Raw genomic sequence first — 14,161 nt, forward strand, 5'->3', positions numbered from 1 at the left:
ATGGTGCCTGCTCCCTCCAGCTTCCCCGTGCGGGGGGCGGCGTCAATCCGTCGTCAATCGGTCGTCAATCGGTGCCGGGCAGAGTGGTTCGGTCGGGGACGGCCGGCCCGGTCGAGGGTGGCCGCTCCGGCCCGGGACAGGGGGACGCCATGCAGGACGGGGACAGGACGGGACGCGGCCACGCGGTCGTCGCGGGGGCGGGGATCGGCGGCCTGCTGGCCGCGCGGGTGCTGAGCGAGAGCTTCGCCCGGGTCACGGTCGTCGACCGGGACGCGCTGCCGGAGGGCGGTGGCCCGCGGCGCGGGGTGCCGCAGAGCCACCACGCCCACGGCATGCTGTCGAAGGGCTTCGAGGTCCTGCAGGACCTCTTCCCCGGGCTGCGGGAGGACCTGGTGGCGCGGGGGGCGCTCGTCCGGGACGTGCAGGCGGACGTGAACTGGTTCAACGACGGCCGGCGGCTGCTGCGGGCGCCGTCCGGGCTCCCCTGCCTGATGGTGAGCCGCCCCGAGCTGGAGCGTCACCTCCGCTCCCGGGTGGCGGCGCTGCCGGGCGTGGAGATCCAGCAGCGGACGGAGGTCCTGGAGCCGCTCGCCGACCTGGCGGGCGGCCGGGTCACCGGCGTACGGCTGCTGCGGGTGAACGCCGAGCCGGAGGTGCTGGCGGCGGACCTGGTGGTCGACGCCACCGGCCGCAGCAACCGCGGCGCCACCTGGCTGCGCACCCTCGGCTACGCGCCGGCGCCGGAGGAGCGGGTGGACTCCGGCCTGGTGTACGTCTCCCGGGAGTACCGACGCAGCCCGGGCGACGCGGACGCGGACGCCTTCGTCGTCGGCGCCTCCGCGGACGCGCCGCGCGGCGGTGTGGCGCTCAGCGGCGAGGGCGACCGCTGGCTGGTCACGCTGTTCGGCATGAACGGCGACGTCCCGCCGGTGGACCCGGAGGGCTACCACCGCTTCGCGCGGCGCCTGCCCGTGCCCGACCTGCACCGGCTGCTGGAGCGCCTGGAGCCGCTCACCGCCCCGCGGCTGATGCGCAGCCCGGTGTCGATCCGCCGCCGTTACGAGCGGCTGGAGCGCTTCCCCGAGGGGTACCTGGTGCTCGCCGACGCGCTCTGCCAGTTCAACCCGACCTACGGGCAGGGCATGACGGTGGCGGCCTGCGAGGCGGCGGCGCTGCGGGAGTGCCTGGCGGAGGCGTCCGGGGAGCCGCTGGCCCGGCGGTTCTTCCGGCGGGCCGCCGCGATCACCGACGTGGCCTGGGACATGTCGGTCGGCGGCGACCTGCGGTTCCCGTTCGTGGACGGCCGCCGCTCGGCGCGGGTCCGGCTGCTGAACCGGTACGTCGCCCGGATCCACCGGGCCGCCGAGGCCGACGCCGGGGTGGGCCGGGCCTTCCTCGCCGTCGCCAACCTGGCGGAGCCGCCGCAGCGGCTGCTGGCGCCGGCGGTACTGGCCCGGGTGGTCCGGCCCGCGCGGCCGGCACCGGCCGCCCGGCTGCGCAGCGTCCCGGCGGCCGAGCCGGGACCCACGGCGGAGCAGCCGGAACGCGCGGCCTCCTGACCGCGTCCCGGGCGCGGACGGCGGAGGGCCCGGACGGCGGAGGGCCCGGACGGCGGAGGGTCTGGACAGCGGTGCGGGAGTCGGTCACTCTTCACCACCATGGCCCTCCCGCTCCCCCCGCACTCCCCCGGTGCCGCACGCACCCGGCTGTTCGACGCGATCACCGCGGTCGGTGACGAGGCGGTGGCGCTGCTCGCCGGCCGCGACGGCGGCACGCCGATACCCGGTGCCGAGTGGACGGTGGCCGAGGCCGCGGCCCATCTGGCGATGGCGAACGAGCTGATGGCCGCACTGGCCGCCGGTGAGGAGCGGACCTACGGCGACGGCACCCCGGGGTCGCTGGCGGCGGCGAACGCGGCCTCGCTGGCCGAACGGCCGGAGCGGGACCTCGCCGTGCTCGGCGCGGACATCGCGGCGCAGGCGCGGGAGTTCACCGCCGCGGCCGGGCCGCGGGCGGGCACCGACCCGGTGCTGACCCCGCTCGGTCCGATGGACCTGGACACCCTCGGCTCCTACCTGCTGACCCACATGCTCGGCCACCTGTACGACATCGCCGTCGCGCTCGGGCGGCCGCACCCGATCGACCGGCAGCGGGTCGAGCTGACGATGCCGTTCCTGCGGACGGCCATGCCGCGGGTGGTCGATCCCCGCTCGGCGGCCGGACACCACGCCTGCTACCGGCTGCGGGTCCGCGGCGGGGACGGGTTCGCGGTGACCTTCACGGACGGGGCCGCCGTGGTGAGCGACCGTCCGCCGCGCCGGCCCGACTGCACGATCATGACCGAGCCGGTGGCCTTCTTCCTCATCGCCCTCGGCCGGTACACCGCCACCACCGCCCTCGCCCGCGGCAAGGTGCTCGCCTGGGGCCGGAAGCCGTGGCTGGCCCCGGCGTTCCCCGGCCTGTTCGCCGCCCCCTGAGCAGGACGCCGGTAGGCGGTGTGGGACGATCCGCTCCTCGGCAGCCGCCGGGCGGTGACGAGGGGATGGTCCGGTGAGCACGTTCCGGGTGGCATGCGTGGTGGCGGTGTGGCTGGTGGTGTTCATCCAGGCGGTGCCGGCGCTGGCGCGCGGCCGCGCTCCGCGTTGGTTCGGCCACCGGGTGGGCTCCCCACGGCTGTGGGCGGCGGGCGCGGTGGTGACGGCCGTCGGCTGCACGCTCGGCCTGCTGACACCGGTGTGGTGGCCCGGACCGCTGGTGGTCCTCCTCGGACTGGGCATCGGCGAGTGGGGCAGCCGCGCCGGGCGCGACCGGGCCTGACCCCGGCTCAGCCGCGGACCGTACCCGGGCCCGGTTGAGTACCGCTACTCACGCGGCCCGCGGCGACGCTCCGCGAGGATGGCGGCACCACCCGCCGAAGGCAGCGAAGGAACACCATGCTCAGCCGGACCGCCAGCGCCCTGGTACCCGTTCTCGGCCGTCTGTCCGTCAGCTCCGAGACGTCCGGCCCGGTCGCCCCGGGCAGCATCGTCGCCGCCAACCACAGCTCGCTCGCCGACCCCGGCGTGGTGCTGGCCGCCCTGCACCGGCTGGGCACCGAGCCGGTGGTGATGGCCACGGCCGGGCTGTGGCGCGTCCCGCTGCTCGGCCGGCTGCTGCGCGGCGGCGGGCACGTCCCCGTGCACCGCGGGACGGCCCGGGCCGCCGCCGCGCTGGACCTCGCCGCCGAGGCGCTCGCGGACGGCCGGGTCGTACTGATCTACGGCGAGGGCGGCCTGCCGAAGCGCCGCGACCCGCGCGACGCCGAACCCGGCGCCTTCCGCACCGGTCTCGCCCGCCTCGCGGCGGCGAGCGGCGCCCCGGTCGTCCCGCTCGGGCAGTGCGGCGCCCGCCGGTTGAGCTCGGGCGGCACCGCCAAGCAGCTCGCCGGGTTCGCCACCGCCCCGCTGCGTCGCCCCGCCCTGCACGTCCACCTCGGCGCCCCGCTGCACCTGGACGGCGACGTCGCCGAGGCGACGGCCGCCGCCCACCGGGCCGTCACCGCGGCCTGGCGCACCGCCGAACAGCACCTGCACGGCGACGCGGGGCACCCCGGCGGGCCGGACCGGTCGCCGGTGACGCCCCGGACGCACGGCCCGGCCGGGCTGCCGTCCTCGTCGTGGACCGCCGTGCAGCAGCCGGAGCCGCGGTCGAACGGCGGGAACCCTCGCGGCTGCGGTGCGCGACGGTCTCCCGCGAGCGCCTGCTCCCCTGCGGGCGGCCGTGGTGTGGACCGGTGACGGGCGGGGCGTGGCGGTGCGTCACCAGACGTCGCCCTCGCGCCAGTCGGCGACCAGTTCACCCGTGACGTCGACCGGCACGGCGAGCGGCAGGACGTAGATGCCGTCGTCCTCCTCGGCGGTGCGCCGGATGCCGTCCGGGGTGAGGGCGTAGGTACGGCCCCGCCAGGGCCGCCAGCCGTGGGCGGTGTAGAACGGGACGGCGGTGTCGGTGCTGCCGAGGGCCGCCAGGTCGTAGGCACCGCGGGCGATCCGGACGAGCTCGGCCAGCATCGCCGAGCCGATGCCGTCCCGCTGCCGGTCGGCGCGGACGGCCACGCCCTCGACGTAACCCGTCCGCAGCGCCCGCCCGCCGTGCAGCAGCCGCCGCTGGACGATCGCGGCGTGGCCGACGAGTTCCGCGCCGTCCCGCACCAGCGTGTGCAGCCCGCCGAGGCAGTGCTCCCAGTCCTCGTCCGTCATGTCCGGCGCGAAGACCTCGTCGAGCAGTCCGCGGGCGGCCGCCAGGGTTTTGGCGTCCAGATCGGCGGTGTGGGCGACCTGTACCGAGTGCATGTCCACCATCCTGGCACTCCGTCAGATGATTTCGCCGAGTTGGCGTTCGGCGCTGTCGAGGAGCATGTCCAGGGCGACCGGGTAGGCGCTGTCGGTCATGCGGGCGGCGAGGAGGTCGGCGGTGGCGGCGATGTGGGGGTGGGTGTCGGCGGGGAGGCGGGCGTAGGTGGACTCCCACATGCGTTCGTCGGCGGTGCGGGCCTCGGCGGGGAGCGCGAGCGAGGCGGCGTCCAGGGCGGCGAAGGCGAGGGCCTGGTCGATGAAGGCGTGGTAGACGCGGACGGCCACCGGGTCGGGGAACCCCGCGGTGCGCAGGATGCCGAGGATCGTCTCGTCCGCGGCGATCTCGCGGTCCCGGCCGGTGACCCGGCTGGCGGTGAGTGCGGCGGCCTGCGGGTGGTCGAGGTAGGAGCGGTGGATCCGCAGGCCGAGTGCGCGCAGGTCGTCCTGCCAGCGGCCGCCGGCCCGCCAGCCGGCCAGGGCGCGGCCGATCAGTTCGTCGCCGATGGCGAGGGTCAGGTCGTCCATGCCGCGGAAGTAGCGGTAGAGGGCGCTCGGGTCGCAGCCGAGGGCGAGACCCAGGCGGCGGGCGGTGAGGCCGCTGCCGCCGTGCTCGCGGAGCATCCGCAGGGCGGTCCGCACGATCAGTTCCTCGGACAGGAGTGCGCCCTGTTTGGTCGGGCGCCGCCTGCGGCGCTGCGACTCGGGCACGACCTGCTTCGGCACGGCACTGCTCCCCTCGGACGGCTGCGCCGCCGAGCTTATGCCAACGCCATTGACCTTGCACGGCCGGCCGGAGTTTCCTTCCGACGGGCGGGAACCCGCCACGGAAGGAAGAGTTCTGTCATGCGAGTACTGCTTGTGGGAGCCGGCGGCGTGGGCACGGCCGTCACCCGGATCGCGGCCCGCCGCCCGTTCTTCGACCACATGGTCGTCGCCGACTACGACCCCGCCCGGGCCGAGGCCGCGGTCGCCGCGCTCGGCGGGGCCGCCGCCAGGTTCAGCGCCCGGCAGGTGGACGCCTCCGACGGGGCAGCCGTCCGGGCGCTGCTGGCCGAGCACGACTGCGACGTCCTGCTGAACGCCACCGACCCGCGCTTCGTGATGCCGCTGTTCGAGGCGGCCCTCGCGGCGGGCGCCCACTACGTCGACATGGCGATGTCGCTGTCGCACCCGCACCCCGAGCGGCCGTACGAGCTGTGCGGGGTCAAGCTCGGCGACGCCCAGTTCGAACGCGCCGAGCAGTGGGAGAAGGCCGGCCGGCTGGCCCTGGTCGGCATGGGCGTGGAGCCCGGGCTCTCCGACGTCTTCGCCCGCCACGCCGCGGACGAGCTCTTCGACGAGATCGAGGAGATCGGCATCCGCGACGGCGCCAACCTCACCGTCGAGGGCTACGACTTCGCCCCGTCCTTCAGCATCTGGACGACCATCGAGGAGTGCCTCAACCCGCCGGTGGTGTACGAGGCCGACCGCGGCTGGTTCACCACCGCGCCGTTCAGCGAGCCCGAGGTGTTCGACTTCCCGGAGGGCATCGGCCCGGTGGAGTGCGTCAACGTCGAGCACGAGGAGGTGCTGCTGGTGCCGCGCTGGGTCGACGCCAAGCGGGTCACCTTCAAGTACGGCCTCGGCGACGACTTCATCGACAAGCTGAAGACGCTGCACGCGCTCGGCCTGGACAGCACCGAGCCGGTCGCCGTGGGCAGCGACCTCGGCCCGGCGAAGGTCTCCCCGCGCGACGTGGTCGCCGCCGTCCTGCCCGACCCCGCCGACCTCGGCGAGCGGATGCACGGCAAGACCTGCGCCGGCACCTGGGTCAAGGGCACGAAGGACGGCCGCCCCCGCGAGGTGTACCTGTACCACGTGGTCGACAACCAGTGGTCGATGCGCGAGTACGGCTCGCAGGCGGTGGTCTGGCAGACGGCGATCAACCCGGTCGTCGCGCTGGAGCTGATCGCCACCGGCGCCTGGTCCGGCTCCGGCGTGCTCGGCCCCGAGGCGCTGCCCGCACGGCCCTTCCTCGACCTGCTCACCGAGTACGGCTCGCCGTGGGGCCTCCGCGAGGGCTGACCCCACGGCGACGCCGCCGCCGGGCCCGCGCCCCTCGACCGGGCGGGGGCGCAGGGGCGGGCGGGCCGAACAGCCCCCGGGGAGTCGTCGCCCCGGCGCCGGGGCGACGTCCGCGGCCCGGATCAGGGGCCGGCCTACGGCTGCGGCGGCTCCAGCCGGGCGAGCCAGGAGGTGAGCAGTGCCTCCAGGGCGGCCGCCTCGACCGGGGAGAGCGCCTCGACGAGGCGGTGCTCGTTGCGCATGTGGTCGGTGAAGGCCCGGTCGATCAGCTCCCGGCCGGCGGGGGTGAGGGCGACCACCCGGCCGCGGCCGTCGGCGTCGCTGCGGCGGCGGGTGACCAGCCCGGCCCGCTCCAGGCGGTCGACCCGCTTGGTCATGGCGCCGGTGGTGACCATGGTGTGCGCGGCGAGTTCGCTGGGGGCCCGCTCGAACGGGTCACCGGCACGGCGCAGCGCCGCCAGGACGTCGAACTCCCCCTCGCCGAGGCCGTAGCGGCCGTACACCACGGACAGCTCCTCGGCGAGGAGGGCGGCGACGCGGTGCAGGCGGCCGATGACGCCCTGGGGTGCGACGTCGAGGTCGGGCCGTTCGCGGGCCCAGGCGGCCTGGATGCGGGCGACGCGGTCGAGCGGCTGCGGCTGGTCCATGCATGGATCATATCTTCCCCGGAAGCTATGATGTCTTCCATGGAAGGCAATCTGCGGTGGATCCTGGTCACGGCGGTGGCCCCGGTGGCGTGGGGCGTCAACTACTTCGTCACCCAGCGGTTCCTGCCGCCGGACCATCCGCTGTTCGGTGCGGCGGTGCGGGCGCTGCCCGCCGGGCTGCTGCTGCTCGCGCTGTGCCGGGAGCTCCCGCGCGGGGTGTGGTGGTGGCGCTCCGCCGTGCTCGGGCTGCTCAACACCAGCGCCTTCTTCGTCCTGGTCTACACGGCGTCCCAGCTGCTGGCGACGAGCGTGGCGTCCACGGTGATGGCGCTCGCCCCCCTGGCGATGATGCTGGCCGGGTGGGCGCTGCTGGGCGAGCGGCCCCGCCCGACGCACCTGGCGGGGGCGGGGATCGGGCTCGGCGGGGTGTGCCTGATGCTGCTCGGCGGGACGGGCGGGGTGAGCCCGTCCGGGGTGCTCGCCTCGGTCGCGGCGATGCTGGTGTCCTCGCTGGGCTTCGTGCTCGGCAAGCGGTGGGGTGCCGGCGCCGGCCTGCTCGCCTCCACGGCCTGGCAGTTGGTCGCCGGCGGGCTGTTCCTGCTGCCGGTCGCCGCCGTGATGGAGGGGCCGCCGCCGGCGCTCGGCGCCCGCGAACTGGCGGCCTTCGCCTACACGGCCGTGGTGGCCACCGCGGTCGCCTTCGCCGCCTGGTTCGCCGGGCTGCGGCACCTGCCGGCCGGGACGGTGGGCCTGGTCGGTCTGCTGAATCCGTTCACCGGCGTGCTGCTCGGCACCCTGCTCGCCGGGGAGTCGCTGACGCCGCGCCAGCTCGCCGGCATGGCGCTGATCCTGAGCGGCATCGCGCTGGGCCGGCCGGTGGGCGCCGGTCGGCCGCGGCCGGCCGGCGGTCCTCCCGGCACCCGTACTCGTCCTGCAGCGTCTCCAGCAGGTTGTCCCAGAGCACCGAGTCGTCCGGCCCCCGGCCCGACTCCACCAGCAGGGCCGTGGATTCGGTGAGGGCGGCATCCGCCTCCTCGCCGGTCAGGCGCTCCTCCCGGCGGTGACGCCGTCAGTTCGGCCTCGCTCCCAGCCCGTCGTTCGCTCGTCACCGCGGGCCGCGGCGGCCTCGGCCACCGCCGTCGCGGTCGGCGCGGCGGGCGTAGCGGTCGGCGCGGCGGGCGTAGCGGGCGGCGAGCGGCCCGTAGGTGAGGCCGTGCAGGACGAGGCTCATCAGGACGGTCATGGTCATCAACTGACCGACCAGGTCGGCGGCGTGCGGGTCGACGGGGGCCAGGCCGTTGAAGGCGAGCAGCCCGTACACGATGGTGGCCATCCCGCGGGGGCCGAGCCAGGCCAGCATCAGCCGGTCGGCTCGGTGGAGGCCGCTGCCGACCAGGGCGAGCAGGATGGGGAGGACGCGGACGACGGTGAGCGACAGGGCGGCGTAGGCCACCACCCGGCCGTCGAAGTCGCCGGTGAAGGCCTGGGTGACGAGTTCGCCGAAGACGAACCAGAGCGCCAGCGAGAGCAGCGCGCCGACGTCCTCGACCAGGTGCAGGGCCCTGGGCGGCAGGGCCCGCACGTCGGGTGCGAAGCAGAGCCCGGCGACGAACGCCGCGATGAAGCCGCTGCCGTCCAGCAGGACGCCCAGCCCGTACGCGGCGAGCGGCAGGGCGAGGATGCCGAGCCGGACGGCGGAGGGCCTCGTCCAGCCGGCCTGCCAGGCGCGGCGCAGCAGCAGGCCGCCGGGGCGGCCGACGAGCGCGCCGGCGACGACGGCCCGGAGCACGGCGTCGAGGGCGTCGCCGAGCGGGTTTCCGGTGGGTTGCGGGACGTCGCCGTAGGCGTCGGCGCCGGCCAGGCAGAGCAGGAAGAGGGGCGCGAGGATGCCGTCGTTGAGGCCGGTCTCGACGGTGAGGACGCCGCGCAGCCAGGACGGCAGCCGGCCGTCCTTGATCACTTCGGCGGCGGGTGCGAGGTCGACGGCGACGGTCACCGCGGCGAACAGGGCGACCAGCCACCAGCGGCCGGACGGGAAGAGCAGTCCGCCGACCAGCACGCCGGCGAGGACGGTGAGCGGCAGGGCCACCAGCAGCAGCCGGGCGAGCAGGCGGTGGTGTGCGCGGACGGCGCCCTCCGGCACCGCGGTGGCGTCGGTGAAGAGCAGCACGGCGAGGATGATCTCGACGGCGCGTTCGGCGTCCGAGGTGGTCATGCTGACGGTGACCAGCGGGTGCGGGCCGACGGTCAGCACCACGCCGGCCGCGGTCATCGCGACGGGGGCGGTGATGCTCCAGCGGGCGAGCCGTCCGGCCACCAGGGCCCACGCGAAGAGCGTCCCCATGCTGACGACCAGCGCGATCACGCGCGCACCTGTCTTCCCCCGGTGCGCGACCGGACGGCGGCGGAGTGCTCCCGATCGTATGCGCGGCGGATCCGCGGGCCGGTCCGCGAGGCACTCCCCGCGTGTCCCGGCGGGCGGGGCCGGTGCGCGGGGTGGGGTGCGCGGGGTGGTACGCGGGGTGGTGCGCGGAGGACCCTCCCTGCGCCGGGAGGGTCCTCCGCGGGTCCCCGCCGCCGCCGGGTCGGCAGCGGCGGCGGGTGGCCTGGTGCCGGGACCGCGGGTGCGGCCGGCACGGGTGCGGTCAGCGGCGGGTGGTGAGGCCGAAGCCGTACGGGAAGAGCGGGTCGTAGTGCGGGTCGCCGGTGTTGATCGGCTCCTGGGCCTCGCTGCGCGGCCAGCTGACCGGGAGCTTGCCGGTGAAGCCCCGCTTGCCGAAGAGCACGTCGGCGACGCCGCCGCCCTCGCTGCCGGGCAGCCAGGACATCACGAAGGCGTCGGCCTTCGGCAGTTCGCCGGTGATGATCTGCGGACGGCCGGCCACGTCGAGGACGACGCAGGTGGGGACGGCGGCGCAGACGCGGTCGACGTTCGCCCGGTCGGTGTCGGAGAGGTTCAGGGTGTGGCCGTTGCCGACGTCGCCCATGCCCTCGGCGTACGGGGTCTCGCCGACGACCACGACGCCGACGTCGTACCCGGCGGCGGGTGCGGAGGCGTCCCGGCTGTACGCCGCGTCCGGGGCGTACTGGCGGATGCCCTGGAGGATCGTGGTGCCCGGAATGGTGTTGCCGCTCCGCCCCTGCCAGGTGACGGTCCATCCGCCGGCCTGGTTGCCGATGTCGTCGGCGTTGGCGCCGGCGACGTAGATCTTCTGGTGGGCCTTCAGCGGCAGGGCGCGGTCGGCGTTCTTCAGCAGGACCTGGGACTCGGCGACCGCCCGGCGGGCGACCGCGCGGTGGGCGTCCGAGCCGATGGTCGCGGCGTTGGAGCGGTCGGTGTAGGGGTGTTCGAAGAGGCCGAGCTCGAACTTGGCGCGCAGGATGCGGCGCACCGCGTCGTCGATCCGGGAGAGCGGCACGCGGCCGGCCTGCACCTCGGCGAGCAGGGCCTGCTCGAACTTCCCGGCGCTGTACGGCACCATGAACATGTCGAGGCCCGCGTTGACGGCGGTGCGCACCTGGGTCGGGTAGTCGCCGGGTATCTGGTTGATGGCGTCCCAGTCGCTGATCAGGAAGCCGTCGAAGCCGATCTTCTGCTTGAGGACGTCGGTGAGCAGTTCCTTGTTGGCGCTCATCTTGACGGGGTTCCCGATGCCGTCCTCCGTCCAGTCGACGCTGGAGTAGGACGGCATGATGCTGCCGACGTCGTGCTTGCGGACGGCGGTGACGTAGGGGGCGAGGTCGACCGTCCGGAAGTGCTCGCGGTCGGTGATCGTGACGCCCTGGTCCAGCTTGTAGCTGCCGCTGGTGGAGCTGCCGTAGGCGGTGTCGCCGTCGCCGGCGTAGTGCTTGACGGTGGCCAGCACCCGGTCGGGGCGGGCGAGGTCCTTGCGGCTGTCGCCCTGGAAGCCGTCGACGGCGGTCTCCATCCGGGAGACCAGGTCCGGGTCCTCGCCGTAGCTCTCGTAGGTGCGGCCCCACCGGTCGTCGCGGGCCACGCAGACGCACGGTGCGAACACCCACTGCGGGCCGGTGGCGCGGGTCTCGGTGGCGGTGATGTGGGCGGCCCGCTCGACGAGGTCCGGGTCGCGGGTGGCGCCCATCGCGATGTTGTGCGGGAAGACGGTCGCACCGACCAGGTTGTTGTGGCCGTGGACGGAGTCGACGCCGTACAGCAGCGGGATGTGCAGCCGGGTGGCGAGGGCGCGCTGCTGGTAGCCGTCGACCATGTCGGCCCAGGCGGCGGGGGTGTTGGGGGTGGGTGTGGAGCCTCCGCCGGAGAGCAGCGAGCCGAGCTTCAGGTCGGTGATCTGCGCCCGGTCGGCGTCGACGGCGTTGCGCTCGGCCTGGGTCATCTGGCCGATCTTCTCGTCCGGGGTCATCCGTGCGAGGAGGTCCTTGACGCGTTGCTGCACGGGCAGTTTCGCGTCGAGGTACGGCAGCGGGCGTCCGCCGGCGGCCGGCTCGGCGGCCTGCGCCGTGCTCAGCGGCACGGTGCCCGCGGCCAGGGTGGAGGCGGCGAGCAGGGCGCCGGCGAGCAGGGCCCGGCGGCGCGGGCGGCGGGTGGTGCCGTGACGGGTGGGTTCCACGTGTCTCTCCGTATCGCGGTGGATGGGCGGACACGCGCACACAGGCGCGTCCGGCGGCGGCAGGGGCCGCGCCGGGTGGTGCACTGCTGAGGGCCGCTGACATGCAATCAGACCTACCGACCACTAGGTAAGTCTTCTGCCCCACTTTTTTCAGAGCTTGACGGATCGTCGGCCGCGGGGACGGACTGCGCCCGGCGACCCGTCCGCGGGCCCGGCCCGGGGGCTCGTACACTCACCCGGTGACCCTCGACCGCACCGCCGACCACAGCCCCGACCAGCCCGTGGAGCACCCGGTGCACCGCGCCCCGGGCGGCACCCGCTCCCCGCGACCGGGCGGTGCGCGCCGCCGCGAGGAGATCCTCGCGATCGCCGTGGAGACCTTCGCCACCCGCGGCTACCACCACGCCTCGCTCGCCGAGATCGCCGAACGGGCCGGCCTCACCCAGCCCGGCCTGCTGCACCACTTCCGTTCCAAGACCGCCCTGCTCAGCGGCGTGCTGGAGCTGCGGGACGACTCCGAGATGGCCCAGCTGGGAACGGAGCGGCCGCGCGGCCTGGCCCTCCTCGACCACCTGGTGGAGACGGTGCGGCGCAATGCGGAGCGCGAGGGCATCGTCCGGCTGTACGCGGTGCTCTCCGCGGAGAGCGTCACCGAGGGCCACCCGGCCCAGGACTTCTTCCGCAGCCGCTACGCGGGCCTGCGGGCCATGGTGGTGGAGGCCCTCGTCGAGGCCTGCGAGCTCGGCGAGACCCGGGCGGACATCGACGTCGAGTCGGTGGCCAACGCGATCATCGCGGTGATGGACGGCCTGCAGCTCCAGTGGCTGCTGGCCCCGGAGTCGGTGGACATGGCCGCCACCACCCGCCGCACCATCGACGCACTCCTCGCCGGCCTGCGCACCGGCGACCGGCCCGGCTGAGCCGCTCCCGGACGGCGGGCACGGCGCCGGCCGGTCCCGGGGCGGGGCGGGCCGGCGGGAGGCGTACGGCGGCCCACGACACCGATCCACGGGTGGACGCGCGCATCGACGCCCCGCCCGGTCGGCAGCAGGACGCCTGCCGCCGGGTCGGGGACCCGGTGCACGACGCCGCCCCGGAGGTCCAGGAGACGGTCGGGCGGACCGTCCAGCCCTACCCCGTCCTGCAGGGCGACATCTGCGCCCCGCCGGCCGCCGAGGGCCACGTCGACGTGTTCCGCCACGACGGCGGGATCGCGCCGTGTTCATCCGTCCGACTCCGCTCCACCGCTTCTCCCTTCGACCGCACCCAGTGCACCGACTGCACGCGCTGCACCGTCGTGCCGTCCCCGGGCGTCCGCGGAGGCCGGGGAGACGCCTTCGTTGTCAGGCCGGGACGTACCCGCCGCGCCGGAACCGCCGGCTCAGGTGCGGCGGCCGAAGAGCGGGCCGAGGACGAGCTCGGCCGCGCCGGCGGCGACGGCGAGGTGGCCGGCGGCGGCGAGGGTGACCGGGACGGGCTGCCATTCGGGGTCGGGGATGCGGGCCTTGAGCTGGGCGGTGACGCCGTCGAGGTAGGTGTCGGGGGCGGCCAGTACGGCGCGGCCGCCGAGCACCACCCGGTCGATGTCGAGCAGCCGGACGAGGTTGGCGACGCCCACGCCGATCAGCCGGGCGGCGGCCGCGTGGTCGCCGCGCTCCAGGGCGGCGAGGCAGAGCACCTCCAGGCAGCCGTGGTTGCCGCAGGCGCAGAGCGGCCCGTCGACCTGCACGGTCTGGTGGCCGAACTCGCCGGCGTTGGTGCGGGTGCCGCGGTGCAGCGCGCCGTCGAGGAGCAGGCCCGCGCCGAGTCCGGCGGCGAGGTGGACGTAGGCGAGGCCGCCGCCGGGCCGCGGGGTGGCGGGCGCCTCGCCGAGGGCGGCGGTGTTGGTGTCCTTGTCGACCACGACGGGCAGTCCGTCGAGGCGGGCGGCGAGTTCGTCGCGCAGCGGGTAGTGGTGCCAGGCGGACGAGCCGCGCGGGCCGGCCGGGGTGAACCAGTGCAGGACGCCCGCCGCATGGTCGAGCGGGCCGCGGCAGCCGATGCCGGCGCCGAGCAGCCGGGCTCCGGCGGGCAGGGCCTCGGCGGCGCGCCGGATCTCCTCGGCGACCAGGCGGACGGCGTCGTCGGGGGCGATCCCCTCGTCCACCGGCCGGGTGCACCGGTGGAGGCGGCGGCCGGTCAGGTCGACGAGCAGGACGGTGAGTTCGTCGCGTTCGAGGTGGACGCCGACGGCGCAGGCGGCTTCGGCGCGCAGCCGGAGCATGGTGCGGGGTTTGCCGCCGGTGGAGGCGCTCTGGCCGGCCTCCTCGATCATGCCTTCGGCGAGCAGCCGGGCGGTGATCTTGCCGATGGCCTGCGGGGTGAGGCCGGTGCGGGCGGCGAGTCCGACCCGGCTGCCGCCCTCGGGGGCGGCGCGCAGCAGGCCGAGCACGAGGGCGGCGTTGTGGTCGCGCAGTCCGGCCAGGTTGGTGCCGGTCGGGCCGGGGTGCGTCGTCATGGGGCCCATTGTGCCCGGACCCGGTGTGCC

11 protein-coding genes and 2 pseudogenes are annotated in these 14,161 nt (G+C 75.5%); 7 read left to right on the plus strand and 6 right to left on the minus strand.

What is annotated here, in order from left to right:
• The first annotated feature begins 149 nt into the window (after positions 1-149).
• The 4 genes and pseudogenes from AB0O09_RS15470 to AB0O09_RS15485 all read left to right on the plus strand — a co-directional run.
• Complete coding sequence (locus AB0O09_RS15470) at positions 150-1,559, plus strand: FAD-dependent monooxygenase (protein WP_363542172.1); 1,410 nt, start codon at positions 150-152, stop codon at positions 1,557-1,559.
• Between the two features lie 99 nt (positions 1,560-1,658).
• Positions 1,659-2,477, plus strand: coding sequence for a maleylpyruvate isomerase family mycothiol-dependent enzyme (locus AB0O09_RS15475; protein WP_363542173.1), 819 nt, complete (start codon positions 1,659-1,661; stop codon positions 2,475-2,477).
• A gap of 73 nt (positions 2,478-2,550) precedes the next feature.
• Positions 2,551-2,817, plus strand: a complete 267-nt coding sequence (locus tag AB0O09_RS15480) for a hypothetical protein (RefSeq protein ID WP_363542175.1) — start codon at positions 2,551-2,553, stop codon at positions 2,815-2,817.
• 116 nt (positions 2,818-2,933) lie between these two features.
• Positions 2,934-3,569, plus strand: a pseudogene (locus AB0O09_RS15485) (lysophospholipid acyltransferase family protein); the annotation flags it as partial.
• Positions 3,570-3,797: 228 nt separating this feature from the next.
• On the opposite strand, the gene AB0O09_RS15490 reads toward AB0O09_RS15485, so the two are convergent.
• Positions 3,798-4,331, minus strand: coding sequence for a GNAT family N-acetyltransferase (locus AB0O09_RS15490; protein ID WP_363542176.1), 534 nt, complete (start codon positions 4,329-4,331; stop codon positions 3,798-3,800).
• A gap of 21 nt (positions 4,332-4,352) precedes the next feature.
• The gene (locus tag AB0O09_RS15495; RefSeq protein WP_363542178.1) at positions 4,353-5,057 is read right to left on the minus strand and encodes a helix-turn-helix domain-containing protein; all 705 of its coding nucleotides are present in this window, start codon (positions 5,055-5,057) and stop codon (positions 4,353-4,355) included.
• Between the two features lie 120 nt (positions 5,058-5,177).
• Here AB0O09_RS15495 and AB0O09_RS15500 point away from each other — a divergent pair, with 120 nt between their 5' ends.
• Positions 5,178-6,398 (plus strand): saccharopine dehydrogenase C-terminal domain-containing protein, encoded by a 1,221-nt coding sequence (locus tag AB0O09_RS15500; RefSeq protein WP_363542179.1) that lies wholly within the window; start codon positions 5,178-5,180, stop codon positions 6,396-6,398.
• Positions 6,399-6,532: 134 nt separating this feature from the next.
• On the opposite strand, the gene AB0O09_RS15505 is transcribed toward AB0O09_RS15500, so the two are convergent.
• Positions 6,533-7,045 (minus strand): MarR family transcriptional regulator, encoded by a 513-nt coding sequence (locus AB0O09_RS15505; protein WP_363542181.1) that lies wholly within the window; start codon positions 7,043-7,045, stop codon positions 6,533-6,535.
• Positions 7,046-7,084: 39 nt separating this feature from the next.
• On the opposite strand from AB0O09_RS15505, the gene AB0O09_RS15510 reads away from it, so the two are divergent.
• Positions 7,085-8,062, plus strand: a complete 978-nt coding sequence (locus tag AB0O09_RS15510; RefSeq protein ID WP_363542183.1) for an EamA family transporter — start codon at positions 7,085-7,087, stop codon at positions 8,060-8,062.
• A gap of 88 nt (positions 8,063-8,150) precedes the next feature.
• Here the strand turns inward: AB0O09_RS15510 and AB0O09_RS15515 are convergent, their stop codons facing one another.
• Positions 8,151-9,410: a cation:proton antiporter gene (locus AB0O09_RS15515; RefSeq protein ID WP_363542185.1), complete on the minus strand. Its 1,260-nt coding sequence runs from the start codon at positions 9,408-9,410 to the stop codon at positions 8,151-8,153.
• Between the two features lie 289 nt (positions 9,411-9,699).
• Positions 9,700-11,487 (minus strand): annotated as a pseudogene (locus AB0O09_RS15520) (glycoside hydrolase family 3 N-terminal domain-containing protein); the annotation flags it as partial.
• Positions 11,488-11,990: 503 nt separating this feature from the next.
• On the opposite strand from AB0O09_RS15520, the gene AB0O09_RS15525 reads away from it, so the two are divergent.
• On the plus strand, positions 11,991-12,554 hold the full coding sequence (locus AB0O09_RS15525; RefSeq protein ID WP_363542275.1) for a TetR family transcriptional regulator: 564 nt from the start codon (positions 11,991-11,993) through the stop codon (positions 12,552-12,554).
• Positions 12,555-13,015: 461 nt separating this feature from the next.
• Here the strand turns inward: AB0O09_RS15525 and AB0O09_RS15530 are convergent, their stop codons facing one another.
• Positions 13,016-14,131 (minus strand): ROK family protein, encoded by a 1,116-nt coding sequence (locus tag AB0O09_RS15530; RefSeq protein ID WP_363542187.1) that lies wholly within the window; start codon positions 14,129-14,131, stop codon positions 13,016-13,018.
• Positions 14,132-14,161 lie beyond the last annotated feature (30 nt).

It is taken from the genome of Kitasatospora sp. NPDC093679 (assembly GCF_040683455.1).
In the GTDB taxonomy this organism is placed as follows: domain Bacteria; phylum Actinomycetota; class Actinomycetes; order Streptomycetales; family Streptomycetaceae; genus Kitasatospora; species Kitasatospora arboriphila.